The sequence below is a fragment of the Mucilaginibacter sp. P19 genome, assembly GCF_050632265.1.
Taxonomy (GTDB): domain Bacteria; phylum Bacteroidota; class Bacteroidia; order Sphingobacteriales; family Sphingobacteriaceae; genus Mucilaginibacter; species Mucilaginibacter gossypii.
Genome location: NZ_CP192586.1, coordinates 1,701,403 through 1,714,857, shown reverse-complemented (window position 1 = coordinate 1,714,857; position 13,455 = coordinate 1,701,403). Strand labels below are relative to the sequence as shown.

Below are 13,455 nucleotides of genomic sequence, written 5' to 3'. Positions count from 1 at the left end.
TTCAGATCCGTTGTAGCCTACGTTAAACTCGGCAAAATACCTGTCTTTATAGGAGTAGGTAACCCTGCCGGCCAGGCCCCTGTAACGGTAAGGAATTGAGTTTGCAAAGGAGCCCCCGGATAATTGGTTTGATCCTGCTGGTTAAATAATAGCAGGCCGCCGACATGGTGATCGCCAAAAGTGCAGTCATAATTCAGCGACGATTCGGTATAGGTTTTATAGTAACCGCCGCTTGCTTCCGAAAAGTTAAGATATGTACTTGTGCCCGAATATGTTTTGATCAGGTTAAGCGATCCGTCGGCGTTATAGGGTGTTGTTGCATCAGGAAAATAGGTATCCAAACGCTTGCTGCGGTTAACGCTGTGTGATGTGTTGATATCATAAGCAAACATGGTCGTAAAACTCAGGCCCGGTGTAATAAATTTCAGGTCCTGCGTAAGCCTGGCATTTGAATATAACTGGCTCGAATACGTGGTGCTGTAACCCCGTGTAGTTAAATCAGCATATGGATTTCGCTGATCGCCGTTGGGGTTTACACCCGGAACAAAACCGCCAGGATACATAATGGGGAAAGCCGTAGGCTGTACGATCATGGCCTGCACAAAAATATCGCTGGCCGAAACTGAAGGATAGTTCCCTTTGCCCACAAAACCCTGTACACCTAAATCAAGTTTGGTGGTTTTTGTAAGCTCAAGGTTTAGATTACTGGTAAAATTGTATCTGTTATAATCAATAGTTGAATTGTATTTGGCCAGCTCATCTGTTTTAAGCAAGCCGGTTTCATCATAATAACTTGCCGAAACGTAGTAACGGGCACTTGGTACCCCGCCGCTGGCATTGATATTAGCGCGCCTGTTGTGGCTGTATTTATTAAAAACGGCATCTATCCAGTTAATATCCGGATACAACAGCGGATCAACCTGGTTTTTGGTGTTTTGGATATAGGTTTGCGTGTATTTGGCAGGCTGATCCCGGGTGGTTAATGACTCATTAACCATATTCATGTAGGTTACGCCATCGGCCATTTTAGGGATACGGGTAAATGAGTTTATACCCTCATAAAAATCGACGTTTATTTTGGGCTTACCGGCTACCCCACGCCTGGTTTGTACAATGATAACACCGTTTGCACCACGAACACCGTAAACCGCAGTGGCCGACGCGTCTTTTAAAATCGTGAAAGATTGAATATCCTCAGGCTCGATATTATTGATAGAGCGCTCAATACCATCAACCAATACCAATGGATAGCTGCTCGTAAAGGTTGATATACCACGAATCCAGATATCGGCACTGCTACGGCCCGGTTCGCCGGAACGTTGTACGCCGATAACGCCGGCAACCTGCCCGGCCAGCAGGGTGGTAACATCCGAAACAGGCTGTTTCAGGTTTTCAATATCAATAGTTGACTGTGCGCCTACAAGGCTTACCTTTTTCTGCGTGCCATAAGCTACTACCGCTACTTCTTTTAGTTCATTATCAGCCGCGGGCTGCATTTGTATATCAATAACCTTTTTGTTCGTAACGGCTACTTCCTGGTTCTTATAGCCAATGAAACTGTAAACCAAAATTTCGCTATCTGCATTAACCTGGATCTGGTAATTTCCCTTAGCATCGGCTATACCACCCCTGTCTGTTCCTTTAACTTTAACGGAAACGCCGGGCAGCGCAATGCCTTTTTCATCGGTGACCCTGCCTGTAACAATTCGCTGAAAAAACGTTTTACCAGAATTGGTATTTTTTTAGCATCATCATAGCGAACAAGAATTTCGCCATCGTCGAGTACGATAAAAGTAAAATCGGTTTTAGCCAGCACCCGTTTAAGTACAACGCCAAGTTCAATATTCACCGCTTTTTCCGATACTTTTTCGGTACTGTTACTTACCGCTCCATTATAAGTAAACTTAACCCCCGATGAGGCGGAGATCTTCTCGAGCGCATCAGAAACCGGACTATTTTTAACGTTTACAGTGATCTTTTTTTCAGGACCTCCTGCCCGTTTGCATCAACGCGAGTCATAGAAAACGCAGTGCTGCATAATAAAAGCATTAATGTGCTCAATTTCATAAAAAGCGTACACTTGCGGCCCCATTGGCAGGGCACATTATTTTTCATATATTCACTAAATAAAATGTTTAAAAAAATTGCAGATACTTTTGGCTCCAACCTTTCAAGTACTGCTTTAACGAATGACATTTTTTGATCTTCAGGCAGGCCTTGCCGGGCCTGCTGAAGATTGTTTTAAAGTAGATGACTTAGCTCAACGGCAACCTCCTCCCTTTCCTTTGATAACATAACCGCCATTTTTACCGGTTACTGTAGCATCCATAATTATTCCTAACTTGTTAAGAAACTGCTCCGGACTTTCGCCCTCTTTAATACGGCCAAAAAAGGTGCAGTTTTTAACAGCGCCTATTACAACGGCGTGAGTATTAAAGTTTCGGTTCAGATCTTCAATTACCTGTTCAAGCGGGGTGTTCTTGTATTCAAATGAGCCTTTATGGCGGCCAATAAGCGCTGCCGAATCCGGAATTGTTTCAATCCGTGGCAGTTTTTTTGATTTATTGTATACTACCTGGAAGTTGGGCTTAAGTACAGCTTGCGCATTTCCGTCAGAAAACATTACCCTACCGCTTATAAGTGCCACGGTAACATCAGGGTGTGACAGGATAGCATCCACATTAAATGATGTACCCAACACCTTTGTAGTTAACTTACCGGTATGCAAAATGAAGGGTTTTGATTTGTCTTTAGCTACCTCAAAAAAGCTTCTCCTTCTAAAATCACCTCGCGGGTATTTCCTTTAAAGGCAACGGGATATGAAAGCTTTGATTCCGAACTTAAGTAAATTAAAGTACCATCGGTAAGTTCAATTTTTTTATGCTCGCCGCTTTTGGTTGTTACAAGCCGTAGTTGCCCGCCAGAGTGGTATATGTTAAGGTAATAAAACGACATGGCAATACCCAGCAACACGATAGCCGCAGCAGCCAGCCTGAATTTAAGTGTTTTAGGTCGGTGCTGTTCACCATCGGCATCATCCATTTTTTGCTTCAGGTTTTTATACATCCTCTCTCTTGCTTCCGCTTCTTCACGCTGATCAAGATAAGGCAATATCAGATCTTCCCCTTCCTTAAGTCTATACCAGGTATGCAACTCGGCCTTTTCGGCTTCGGTAGCCGTGCCGGAAAGATATTTTTTGGCAAGCGACTGCAGGTGTCTCGTCTTCCATCTTTGTTTTTTATAACAGGATGTACAACAACTATGAAGTTACCCTTAGTCAAAAAACAAAAACTTTAATATTTATTTAAAATAACTTAATGAACAAACCTTTGGTAAGACGCGGATAAACAACAAAATTAACTGGGCGATGTTAAATTTTGTGAAGAAATATGGCCAATACCATAAATTCTTTCAAATTGAGGCGGAGCACTTTAAGCGCTTTAGACAGATGTGCTTCAACCGTTTTTTCGGCAATGTTCATTTTTTGCGAGATCTCGCCAACGTTTAACCCTTCTTCGCGACTTAGTTTATAAACCAGGCGGCATTTTTCGGGCATCTCCTCTACCACGCCGCTTATATATTCCTTCAAAAAGCGGGCATGCACAAGCTCATCCGTCATTTCCACTAAGCTTGCGTTCGGCATGGCCGATAAAATTCTCTGACGGCGGTTATTGGTTGCAATATGTTTAAATATTGAAAATTTTATGGCTGTTGCCAGGTAACTACTTACCGTATCTATTTTTAGTTCATTCCGTCTGTTCCAGATACTCAGAAAAACCTCCTGTACAATTTCTTCGGCTAAAAACCTGTCTTTAGTATGACTATAACCTATCGCAACAAGTTTTCGCCAATACCTGTTGTAGATAGCTGCAAATGCGTCTTCACTACCATTAATCAATAATCGCAACAGTTGTTGATCATCAAGTTTAAGATACATTGACATAGATTCCAGCTAGTTCCCGAATCTATCAATAAAAAAGCACAAGTAGTAACAACACAATTTTTTTTATTACGTTTCATGCGTTACTGCCGGCTTCCTTAGCGTGTTTTATACAACCATTAAATTAACCTTACCGGTGTTAATTAAACTACACACCAGTAAACCTCGATCCTCAAAACATACCAGTTCAATCAGGAAATATTAAAAATATCGCCCGGGTTGGTAAATGACGCTTAAATCAGCCTGATCACAGGTTTGCAGCCGAAATCGCAACTTATTGTTTTACTGCTTAAATAAGCGCTGCTTTTACTGCTGCGATTTTTTCATCTTTGAGTATAATATCAAAAGTACCGCCGATTTTCCCCTCGGGAAATTCCCCGGTAAATTCCACTTCCAGATGCGCTTCGTTACCGTGGATGTCCAACTTCATTAACCGGGTCTGAGTTTTATATCCTATAAAATAAGTGGTAAAATAATCCCGGATGCCTTTGTGACCGATAAATTTCCTCCCAACAGAAGGGTCGTCCAGAATTGCATCGGCCCGGTACTTTTCCAGGTATGCATCCGTATCGAAAGCATTGCCCAGTTTAATCCACTCTTCTATAAATAATCTGATATCCATTTACTGGCTGTTTAATTGAACGAGGCCCTGAATTCCAGGGGCGTTACATTGGTTTTTCTTTTAAATATTTTATTGAACGATTGCGGATGCTCAAAACCCAGCTGGTAGGCTATTTCTGCAACTGTTAAATGGGAAACCGAAAGATATTCCTTTGCTTTTTCTATCAGTTTTTCGTGTATATGCTGCTGTGCATTTTGGCCGGTAAGGGAACGCAGCATATCACTTAAATACCGTGGGGAGACATGTAAATGCTGCGCCAGGTATTCTACCGTCAGTAGTCCCTTATCCAATCCCTGTTCTTTTTCAAAGTAGTCATTTAATACATCTTCCATCTGCATAAGCATATCATTACTTACCGCCTTGCGGGTAATAAATTGCCTTTTGTAAAAACGGTTGCTGTAATTGAGCAGCACCTCGATGTAAGAAATTAGCAAGTCCTGGCTGAGATCGTCAATAGCTCCGTTTAATTCCTGCTGTATGTTGTCCAGAACGCCTAAAATAATCGTCTTTTCTTTATCAGAAAGGTGCAGGGCCTCATTCGTTTCGTAAGAGAAGAATCCATACGACCTGATTTTTTTATCCAGCGGGTAGTTCCTGATAAAGTCCGGGTGGATAAGCAATGAGAAGCCTTCATACTCTTCGTCGTTACTAATAATTGAGAGCAATTGATTGAGGGCGGTAAATACCATACCGCCCTCATCAAAATCGTAATGGCCCTGTCCATAGCCGATGAGCCCTTTCAGCGTTTTCTTAAAAGAAATTTTATAAAAGTTGAAGAGAAAAGAACTGTTCAGCTGCGCTTTATTTACCACCATTTTTGTATTATCCACCAGACTTATTAACGGATGTAATGGCTTGGGTAAGCCCAGCATCCTGTGCAGTGCTGAAATAGAATCTATCCGCAAAGGGTTGTTGGCTTCTTTCCTCATTTGGCTAATTTACTAATTCTCCGAAGACCATTTTGTTCATCTCCTGTACTGCTACCTCAGAACCGATTTCCAAACGCCTTTCATACAACTGCCTGGCAAATGCCCCTACAACATAGCGCAGCTGCTGCTTACCATCTGTAGCAGCTTCATATACCACATCTGCAATCCATTCCACAGGTTCAAAATTGGCAGGATTCATCAGGTTAAACAGCTTTTCCAATCCTTCTTCATAGGCAGGGTGGCGGGCAACATCTAATGGCTCACCCGCGAAGTTAGTTTTGATACCACCCGGCGCAATGGTTTTGATACCGATGTTGTGAAGCCCCAGTTCATAGGACATACCCTCGCTCCAGCCTTCCAGCGCCCATTTTGTTGCGTGATAGATCGAGTCGAGAGGGAAGGTCACCAGGCCGCCGATAGAAGTTGTGGTAATAAACAACCCGCTTTTCTTTTTTCGGAAATAGGGTACAAAAGCCTGCGTAACGCGGATGACACCGAGCAAATTTGTGTTTATCTGCCTTACCACCTGTTCATCTGAAAAAGCTTCCAGCGCGCCAACGAGGCCATAACCGGCGTTATTAAATACCACATCGATATCATGTTGGCCGGTTGCTTCTTTTACGGTACTTTGAATTTGCTCCAAATTGGTAACGTCTAATGGCAGCAGGGTTACATTTTGTAATGCAGTAAGTTCTGTTTCAAGGGCGGGATTGCGCATTGTCGCGATAACGTTCCAGCCTTTACTTTGAAATAATTTGGCAGTGGCTTTACCCAGCCCTGAAGATGCCCCGGTAATAAAAATTGTCTTTCCCATTTTTTGCTTAAATATTACCGTACAAAAATCGGCAGGAGTTATTTGCGATGTGTGGCCGTATTGCAGTTTATAGTAGCCAAAATGACGCGATGCCGCTGTTCCTTGTGGATTTTCTCTTTAAAGGCATACTGTTTACACTTATCCCGGCACAGGAAATGGATTTTATTTCCTGATTTTATATAAAAAGCACTGCGGAAGATACATTATCGAGTAAGTGTTCAGGGAAGGCAGGGGTCTGAATAACAAAACTGATAAAAAGCAAAATGATCACGGCCGGTTATCCAACTAATGAAAACGTACTGCCAATGGCGGAGGAGTGAAAATGACTGCACTGCCCAGGATGCTTGATCGTTAAACGTTTACCTGATCGGGTTCAATCCTTGATTCTTTCCTTTGTTCGTATATCGCCAGGTGTTTCTTTGCTAATCCTGATAAGACGGCCTCCTTATCGTTCTTAAGGGCTGCCGTTAACTCTTTTTTATTTCCGTGTTATTCTCTGACACTCCCCATATTGCCATTTCCATAATAATCGGGATAAGGGCAATGCCTCTTTCTGCAAGGCAATAGGCCACCCTGGCCTTGCCAGGAACGGGGTATTTCATGATGAAACCTTCGGTTTCCAGCATTTTTAAGCGATCTGTTAATACGTTGGTTGCGATACCTTCAGCCGACTGGAAAAACTCGCCAAAAGTATTTTTATTATTAAGCAGTATGTCCCTGACGATCAGTAATGTCCATTTATCTCCGAGAAAGTCCAGGCTAAAACTTATCGGGCAGGCAGAACGTTTCTTTATCTTTTTCATGATATCGTCATAAACTTCACAAGCATTTCACTTGCTGATTACAAGTGCAAATTTAAGCATAAAAACCCATTAGTAAGAGAAAACCCACCACCATAAATCTTTCTACTTGCAAATAACAAGTAGAAAGATTTATATTTGCACTTGCAAAAAGCAACAACGAAAAAATAGCTTATTCAGATTGCAAATTAAATTAACTCACGATATGAATGATCTCTTAAAATTTACGATTGATGCCCATGGCGGCTTGGATAACTGGAAAAAGTTTGAATATATTTCTGCACATCTTAAAATTGGGGGCGTTACCTGGGCATTTAAGCAGGTCCCAGGTATTATGGATGACATTAATGTCTTGTTGAGCACTACAAAACAGCATGTGTCGTTCTCTCCTTTTATAAAAGAAGGTTGGCATAATACCTTTGAAACTAACAAAGTCGCCATCATAGATGAGAAGGACGCACTGGTCGATCAATTGTATTTTCCACGACACAGCTTTAAAGACTATGTAACAGAAACACCCTGGTCAAAACTTCAGGTAACCTATTTCACAGGCTACGCCATGTGGACTTATTTGAACACACCGTTTTGTTTAGCGGAACCCGGATATAAAGTGAAAGAACTGGAGCCGTGGACTGAAAATGGTGAGGTATTAAGACGGCTGCATGTCACTTTCCCGGAAAACATTGCAACACACTGCAGGGAACAGGTATTTTATATCGATCAGTCAGGCCTGTTCAAGAGGCATGACTATAATGTTGAGATTCTCAACAATGCGGCATCTGTTCATTATTTGGCAAATTATGCCGAAGTTCAGGGCATCAAATTCCCAACAAGCAGGCATGTTTACAAAAGGAATGAAGATAATACCGCCCTTGTTCCTGCCCCGCTGTTTATCTCTATCGAATTAAGTAATATAAAATTGTTTTAAGCATCAATATATGCTGCATTATTGGAAAGTCTTCGATGGCTTTATTGTTTCATACTGATTTTAACCGATCTCAATGTATGTTTTCGACACCATACGAAGTAGTACTGCTGCCTCTTCGCTTTTTTCGATCTATATCTTCCAAGCGCGCCGTAGAAAAAACAAAAGGAACATCCATCGCAAGACAGCTTAAGTGGACGAAAAAACCACCTCATAATATCCGCATGAGGTGGTTTACTACAGTTTGATGACCAGGCAGCGAAGGCTTTAAAAAGAAGTCGCTTGTCGTTGACGCCGGAAAAGACTGCTATGATGATCCGATAGTGAATGTTAATGATGTTGTTTTAAATGGTAGATTGAAAGTAAATATTAAAGGTATTGCTCCATATACCTTTACAGATACCGCTTCGTTTAGAAAAGGGATGCAAATCAACAAGGCCAGCTTGGAGAGGTTAGTAATGGATATTCCCGATACTAAAAGTATTTTGGTTACAAATACTTAGGGGCTTGGTGTTACTATACAACAACAAATTAAACCACAGCCCTCGGCATACAGGAAGAAAATATCTTAAGTTTCAACCTGGACAGAGGAAGACCTAAAAGCTTTTGAAGAGGGCAAAAATGCATTTGAAAACTTCACTTCTTCAGATCGGTAATTAACACACTCAATTACTAATCGATTACCACCCTACGCCGACCTTGTAGCTTTCTCAATATCATCCCACATTTCATCCGGTATCATTTCGAGCCCGCTGAACTGACCGGCACCCTGCAGCCATTCTCCCCCATCGATGGTAATCACCTCGCCATTAATGTATCCTGAATAATCAGACACCAAAAAAGCGGCCAGGTTAGCCAGCTCCTGGTGTTCGCCTACCCTTTTAAGCGGCACCCTGTTTTTAAAATCAAACTTTTGGGCCATGTCTCCGGGCAATAATCTTTCCCATGCGCCTTTGGTGGGAAATGGGCCCGGCGCAATTGCATTGGCGCGGATGCCATGCCTGCCCCACTCAACGGCTAAGGACCTGGTCATGGCCAGCACACCGCCTTTTGCACAGGCCGAGGGCACAACATAAGCCGAACCTGTAAAAGCATAAGTGGTTATGATATTCAGGATATTTCCGGGCATTTTCTCCCTGATCCAATATTTGCCCAAAGCCAGCGAACAATTGGCCGAACCTTTTAAAACAATATCAATGATAGCCGAAAACGCGTTTGCCGATAAACGCTCCGTAGGCGAAATAAAATTACCCGCCGCGTTATTCAATAGTGCATCAACCTGCCCAAATCTTTCGATAGCTTTCAGCAACATTGCTTCAACCTGGTCATACTTCCGCACGTCGCAGGCTATTGGCAATACTTTACGCCCGGTTTCGGCTTCCATTTCGGCAGCGGTTTGTTGCAGTACGTCCAATTTGCGACTGGTAATTACCAGGTTAGCGCCCAAATGCAAAAAGTAAGTCCCCATTGCTTTACCTAAACCTGTTCCGCCGCCGGTTACAATGATGGTTTTTCCTTTTAAAGCGTCATCTCTTAACATTCCACCGACAGTTGCGGCGTTTGGATTTGCAGCATCATTTGAAGTTTTAGGATCTGTCATTGTCAATTATTTAACAGCTGTATTTTTTGATTTTAAATTCTGGATCATCATTTGAAGGCCTTGCCTGGTTTCGGGTGCCCACCATTGTTTTAGCATTTTGTTCAGGGTATCGGTTTGGTCGGCTTTGAGTTTCCCTATCAACTCCTTTCGCAAATTCAATTTACTTTCCGTCCAGGTAACCGGGTTCAGTTTTATATAGGCCATTACCTTTTCTATTGCAGCGCTCATTAACTTATCCGGCGCAGCAGTTTCATCAACGAGCCCGGCTTCCAGTGCTTCGTTTACCTTAAGCAGCTTACCTTCTATTAAATACTGATATGCCTTACGCTGGCCAAGCCAAAAGGCATACAAGCTAAAAACACTGTCAGGTACGATAATACCAACCGGAACTTCATTTAAGCCGATGATAAATGCGCCTTCGACCATCACCCGATAATCGCAGCAAATAGCTAATATACAGCCGCCAGCCGGGCTGTGACCACTAATGGCAGCTACCAAAGGTTTCCTGAAAGCGGCTAAAGTATTTTGCAAGGCTAAAAAATCCACCCAAAATTGGCGGCTTTGCGCTTCATCATAATCATAGGCCTCAATCAGGTCGATACCGGAAGAGAAAAAGCCTTCCTTGCCGGTTAAAATAACCCCGCCCACGTTGTCATCATGCTCCAATGTTTTGATACAGGCCGCCAGTTCTTTAACCATTTCATGATTAATGGCATTTGAGCGGCCCCTATCAAGCGAAATTGTAACCAGCCTGCCCTGTATTGTTGTTTGAAATGTATTCATCAATTAATTTACAAGAGTTGGATCCTCACTTACTTGGCAGAGATACATTTTATCTATCTCGGCTTTGTATTTTTCGGTGATCACTTTCCGTTTCATTTTACCTGTCGGGGTAAGTTCACCGCTATCTATCGACCATTCGTTGGGAAGCAAGGTGATCTTCTTCACCTGTTCAACATGGTTAAATTCGGGATTATAGTTATTAATAATGGATTGATACAATTCAATTACCTTCGCATCTTTAACTAACTCATTGTTAGTTGTAAAAGCAATACCATTTTCCTTGCACCAGGGTTTTAAATGAGTGTAGGATGGTACAATGAGCGCCGCGACAAATTTCTTTTCCGCACCAACAACCATCATCTGCTCAATAAAATAATTTTCCTTCATCTTATTTTCGATGGGTAGCGGGGCCACGTATTTACCGCCCGAGGTTTTAAAGATCTCTTTTTTACGATCTGTTATTTTCAGGAACGAATCGTGGTCCAGTTCGCCTATATCCCCGGTATGGAACCAGCCGTTTTCCAATACCTCTGCCGTAAGCTCAGGATTTTTATAATAGCCCAGCATCACATTAGGGCCTTTGCAGAGGATCTCTCCATCGGCGGCTATCTTCACCTGCACACCGCTCAGCAAACGACCTACGGTGCCAAATTTCCTCCCGCTTTTTTCATAACAGTTAACAGCAATTACAGGCGATGTTTCGGTAAGCCCATAACCTTCCATAATAACAATATTTGCAGCTGTAAAAACTCTTTCCAGCTTAATGGGGCAGGCCGAACTGCCAACTACTATAGCCTTTATATTACCACCTATAGCAGCACGCCATTTGCTGTAAACCAGTTTATCGGCTATGGCCAGTTTAATTTTATACCGAAGGCTGGTATTATTAATTTCATAAGCTTCGGCCAGTTTTACCGACCAGAAAAAGATCTTCCTTTTAATACCGGTTAGTTTCTGCCCCTGCACCATAATTTTCTCAAACACTTTTTCGAGCAAGCGGGGCACAGCGGTAAAAAGTGAAGGCTTTATTTCTTTCATATTCGCGCCTATGGTGTCCATATTTTCGGCGTAATAAATAGAAAAGCCATAATACAGATAAACATAGGTACACATCTTTTCAAAAATGTGGTTCAGAGGCAAAAAGCTCAAAACACGTTTTTCTGTAACCGGAATCCGGCTAAGAATATCGCCGGATGCCGAGGCATTGGTCATAATGTTTTTATGCGTAAGCATTACCCCTTTTGGCCGGCCGGTAGTGCCCGAAGTATAAATGATGGTTGCCACATCGTCTTCGGTAATCTGATCATTTATCTGCTGTATTTTTTCTGATAACTTTCTTGCAAAGGCTTAAGCAATGTACCCCAGTAATCACAGCCATCGATGTTATCGAAAGTAAATATGCCTTTTAACGAGGAGATATTTAAATGAACTTCCTTAACCTTTTCGCATAAATCTTTGCTGCTTACAAATACATATTTAACTTCTGCCTCGTTCAGGATCTGCTCAATTTCTTTAGTGCCTGTATTAGGGTATAGCGGGACCAGTATGGCTCCCGTTTGCTGTACTGCCAGATCGGTTATAATCCACTCGGGCCTGCCATTGCTTATCAAACCTATTTTATCGCGGCCTTCGGTAGTGCCGTCACCGCCCGAAACGCCCAGGGCCAACAGGGCTGCGGATAGCTGGTTGATCATGGCATGCACTTCTTGGGTGCTGTATGACCGCCAGGAACCATTCTCCTTCGCATTCAAAAGATCCACCTTAGGCTCCTTAGCCTGGGTAATCATGCAATCAAACAATCTTGTCGCCTTTTCCATGCTTGCAATGGTTTAGATAAAGGTAAATTCCTACAACAGTTCAAATACACCCGCCGCGCCCTGCCCCGTGCCTACACACATGGTAACCATACCATACTTTTTCTCCCGCCGTTTTAATTCGTTAAAAAGCTGAACAGAAAGTTTAGCCCCGGTACAGCCAAGCGGATGGCCGAGCGATATAGCCCCTCCGTTTACATTTACAATTTCGGGATTAAGCTCCAGCCCTTTTATTATCGCCAATGATTGCGAAGCAAAGGCTTCATTCAATTCTATCAGGTCAATATCCTGCTGTTTCATCCCGGCCATTTTCAACACTTTTGGGATCGCCACCAGCGGGCCTATCCCCATGATCCGGGGCGGAACACCTGCAACCGCGTAATTAACCAGCCGGGCAATAGGTTTAAGGTTGTTCTGTTTCATAAAACGTTCGCTAACCACCATGACAAAAGCAGCCCCATCGCTGGTTTGCGACGAATTGCCTGCGGTAACCACTCCTTTTGCATCAAATACCGGTTTAAGCTTTGCCAACGCGTCAATTGAGGTATCGCTGCGCGGGCCTTCATCTGTATCTACCTTAAATTCCCTTTTCGCTTTTTTGCCGCTCTCATCTACATAGGTTTCCACAATATTTACCGGCGCTATTTCATCTTTAAACTTACCTTCTTTAATAGCATTGATGGCTTTTTGGTGGGAATTATAAGCAAACTGGTCCTGCTCTTCGCGGCCAATATGATATTCTTTAGCAACAGCTTCGGCAGTAAGGCCCATGCCCCAGTAATAATCGGGATGTGCAAGGGCAATATCGGCGTTAGGAACAATGCGCCAGCCCCCCATCGGGATCAGGCTCATACTTTCTACACCACCCGCGATAATACAATCGGCAATGCCACTGTGTATTTTTGCAGAGGCAATGGCAATTGTTTCCAGCCCCGACGAGCAATAGCGGTTCACCGTCATGCCGGGTACTTTATCGGTATCAAGCGCCATTAATGAAATCAGCCTCGCAACATTCAATCCCTGTTCGGCTTCGGGTGTAGCATTGCCCACAATTACATCATCAATCTGCTCTTTATCAACATTAGGCACTGATGCCAGCAGATGCCTGATCACATCTACCGCGAGCGTATCCGGACGGGTAAACCTAAACCCGCCCCGGGTAGCTTTTCCAACAGCGCTGCGGCTGGCTGCCACTATATATGCGTTCATTTTATTGAGATTTTATATT

At 43.0% G+C, this 13,455-nt stretch carries 15 protein-coding genes; 1 reads left to right on the top strand and 14 read right to left on the bottom strand.

Annotated elements, in window-relative coordinates:
• Positions 1 to 17: 17 nt before the first annotated feature.
• From ACQ86K_RS08105 to ACQ86K_RS08065, 9 genes are all read right to left on the bottom strand, one after another.
• On the bottom strand, positions 18 to 1,667 hold the full coding sequence (locus tag ACQ86K_RS08105) for a SusC/RagA family TonB-linked outer membrane protein (protein ID WP_431200817.1): 1,650 nt from the start codon (positions 1,665 to 1,667) through the stop codon (positions 18 to 20).
• The gene (locus tag ACQ86K_RS08100; protein ID WP_431200145.1) at positions 1,619 to 1,849 is read right to left on the bottom strand and encodes a hypothetical protein; all 231 of its coding nucleotides are present in this window, start codon (positions 1,847 to 1,849) and stop codon (positions 1,619 to 1,621) included. The genes ACQ86K_RS08105 and ACQ86K_RS08100 overlap by 49 nt, the downstream gene beginning before the upstream one ends.
• A gap of 411 nt (positions 1,850 to 2,260) precedes the next feature.
• Positions 2,261 to 2,728: a FecR family protein gene (locus ACQ86K_RS08095; RefSeq protein WP_431200144.1), complete on the bottom strand. Its 468-nt coding sequence runs from the start codon at positions 2,726 to 2,728 to the stop codon at positions 2,261 to 2,263.
• A 26-nt stretch (positions 2,729 to 2,754) separates the two neighbouring features.
• The gene (locus ACQ86K_RS08090) at positions 2,755 to 3,153 is read right to left on the bottom strand and encodes a FecR domain-containing protein (RefSeq protein WP_431200143.1); all 399 of its coding nucleotides are present in this window, start codon (positions 3,151 to 3,153) and stop codon (positions 2,755 to 2,757) included.
• Between the two features lie 217 nt (positions 3,154 to 3,370).
• Positions 3,371 to 3,943 (bottom strand): RNA polymerase sigma-70 factor, encoded by a 573-nt coding sequence (locus ACQ86K_RS08085; RefSeq protein WP_091163292.1) that lies wholly within the window; start codon positions 3,941 to 3,943, stop codon positions 3,371 to 3,373.
• Positions 3,944 to 4,229: 286 nt separating this feature from the next.
• Positions 4,230 to 4,562: a nuclear transport factor 2 family protein gene (locus ACQ86K_RS08080; RefSeq protein WP_091163291.1), complete on the bottom strand. Its 333-nt coding sequence runs from the start codon at positions 4,560 to 4,562 to the stop codon at positions 4,230 to 4,232.
• 11 nt (positions 4,563 to 4,573) lie between these two features.
• The gene (locus tag ACQ86K_RS08075) at positions 4,574 to 5,491 is read right to left on the bottom strand and encodes a helix-turn-helix domain-containing protein (protein WP_091163290.1); all 918 of its coding nucleotides are present in this window, start codon (positions 5,489 to 5,491) and stop codon (positions 4,574 to 4,576) included.
• A 4-nt stretch (positions 5,492 to 5,495) separates the two neighbouring features.
• Positions 5,496 to 6,305 (bottom strand): SDR family oxidoreductase, encoded by an 810-nt coding sequence (locus ACQ86K_RS08070; RefSeq protein ID WP_091163289.1) that lies wholly within the window; start codon positions 6,303 to 6,305, stop codon positions 5,496 to 5,498.
• A 467-nt stretch (positions 6,306 to 6,772) separates the two neighbouring features.
• Positions 6,773 to 7,108, bottom strand: coding sequence for a winged helix-turn-helix transcriptional regulator (locus ACQ86K_RS08065; RefSeq protein WP_431200142.1), 336 nt, complete (start codon positions 7,106 to 7,108; stop codon positions 6,773 to 6,775).
• A 202-nt stretch (positions 7,109 to 7,310) separates the two neighbouring features.
• Here ACQ86K_RS08065 and ACQ86K_RS08060 point away from each other — a divergent pair, with 202 nt between their 5' ends.
• Complete coding sequence (locus tag ACQ86K_RS08060) at positions 7,311 to 8,033, top strand: hypothetical protein (RefSeq protein ID WP_091163287.1); 723 nt, start codon at positions 7,311 to 7,313, stop codon at positions 8,031 to 8,033.
• 685 nt (positions 8,034 to 8,718) lie between these two features.
• Here the strand turns inward: ACQ86K_RS08060 and ACQ86K_RS08055 are convergent.
• From ACQ86K_RS08055 to ACQ86K_RS08035, 5 genes are read right to left on the bottom strand one after another with little or no spacing between them, the layout of a single operon-like run.
• Entirely contained in the window at positions 8,719 to 9,630 is a 912-nt protein-coding gene (locus ACQ86K_RS08055; protein ID WP_256337348.1) for an SDR family oxidoreductase, read from the bottom strand.
• Positions 9,631 to 9,636: 6 nt separating this feature from the next.
• The gene (locus ACQ86K_RS08050) at positions 9,637 to 10,413 is read right to left on the bottom strand and encodes an enoyl-CoA hydratase/isomerase family protein (protein ID WP_091163286.1); all 777 of its coding nucleotides are present in this window, start codon (positions 10,411 to 10,413) and stop codon (positions 9,637 to 9,639) included.
• Positions 10,414 to 10,416: 3 nt separating this feature from the next.
• Positions 10,417 to 11,697, bottom strand: a complete 1,281-nt coding sequence (locus ACQ86K_RS08045; RefSeq protein WP_431200141.1) for an AMP-dependent synthetase/ligase — start codon at positions 11,695 to 11,697, stop codon at positions 10,417 to 10,419.
• 23 nt (positions 11,698 to 11,720) lie between these two features.
• Complete coding sequence (locus ACQ86K_RS08040; RefSeq protein ID WP_431200140.1) at positions 11,721 to 12,230, bottom strand: AMP-binding protein; 510 nt, start codon at positions 12,228 to 12,230, stop codon at positions 11,721 to 11,723.
• A gap of 30 nt (positions 12,231 to 12,260) precedes the next feature.
• Positions 12,261 to 13,436, bottom strand: coding sequence for an acetyl-CoA C-acyltransferase (locus ACQ86K_RS08035; protein ID WP_091163284.1), 1,176 nt, complete (start codon positions 13,434 to 13,436; stop codon positions 12,261 to 12,263).
• Between the last annotated feature and the right edge of the window lie 19 nt (positions 13,437 to 13,455).

What these genes read in the sequence shown, in the direction of transcription:
- ACQ86K_RS08085 (WP_091163292.1), bottom strand. Translation starts at nt 3,943, where the DNA reads ATGTCAATGTATCTTAAACTTGATGATCAACAACTGTTGCGATTATTG.
- ACQ86K_RS08080 (WP_091163291.1), bottom strand. Translation starts at nt 4,562, where the DNA reads ATGGATATCAGATTATTTATAGAAGAGTGGATTAAACTGGGCAATGCT.
- ACQ86K_RS08075 (WP_091163290.1), bottom strand. Translation starts at nt 5,491, where the DNA reads ATGAGGAAAGAAGCCAACAACCCTTTGCGGATAGATTCTATTTCAGCA.
- ACQ86K_RS08070 (WP_091163289.1), bottom strand. Translation starts at nt 6,305, where the DNA reads ATGGGAAAGACAATTTTTATTACCGGGGCATCTTCAGGGCTGGGTAAA.
- ACQ86K_RS08065 (WP_431200142.1), bottom strand. Translation starts at nt 7,108, where the DNA reads ATGAAAAAGATAAAGAAACGTTCTGCCTGCCCGATAAGTTTTAGCCTG.
- ACQ86K_RS08060 (WP_091163287.1), top strand. Translation starts at nt 7,311, where the DNA reads ATGAATGATCTCTTAAAATTTACGATTGATGCCCATGGCGGCTTGGAT.
- ACQ86K_RS08055 (WP_256337348.1), bottom strand. Translation starts at nt 9,630, where the DNA reads ATGACAGATCCTAAAACTTCAAATGATGCTGCAAATCCAAACGCCGCA.
- ACQ86K_RS08050 (WP_091163286.1), bottom strand. Translation starts at nt 10,413, where the DNA reads ATGAATACATTTCAAACAACAATACAGGGCAGGCTGGTTACAATTTCG.
- ACQ86K_RS08040 (WP_431200140.1), bottom strand. Translation starts at nt 12,230, where the DNA reads ATGGAAAAGGCGACAAGATTGTTTGATTGCATGATTACCCAGGCTAAG.
- ACQ86K_RS08035 (WP_091163284.1), bottom strand. Translation starts at nt 13,436, where the DNA reads ATGAACGCATATATAGTGGCAGCCAGCCGCAGCGCTGTTGGAAAAGCT.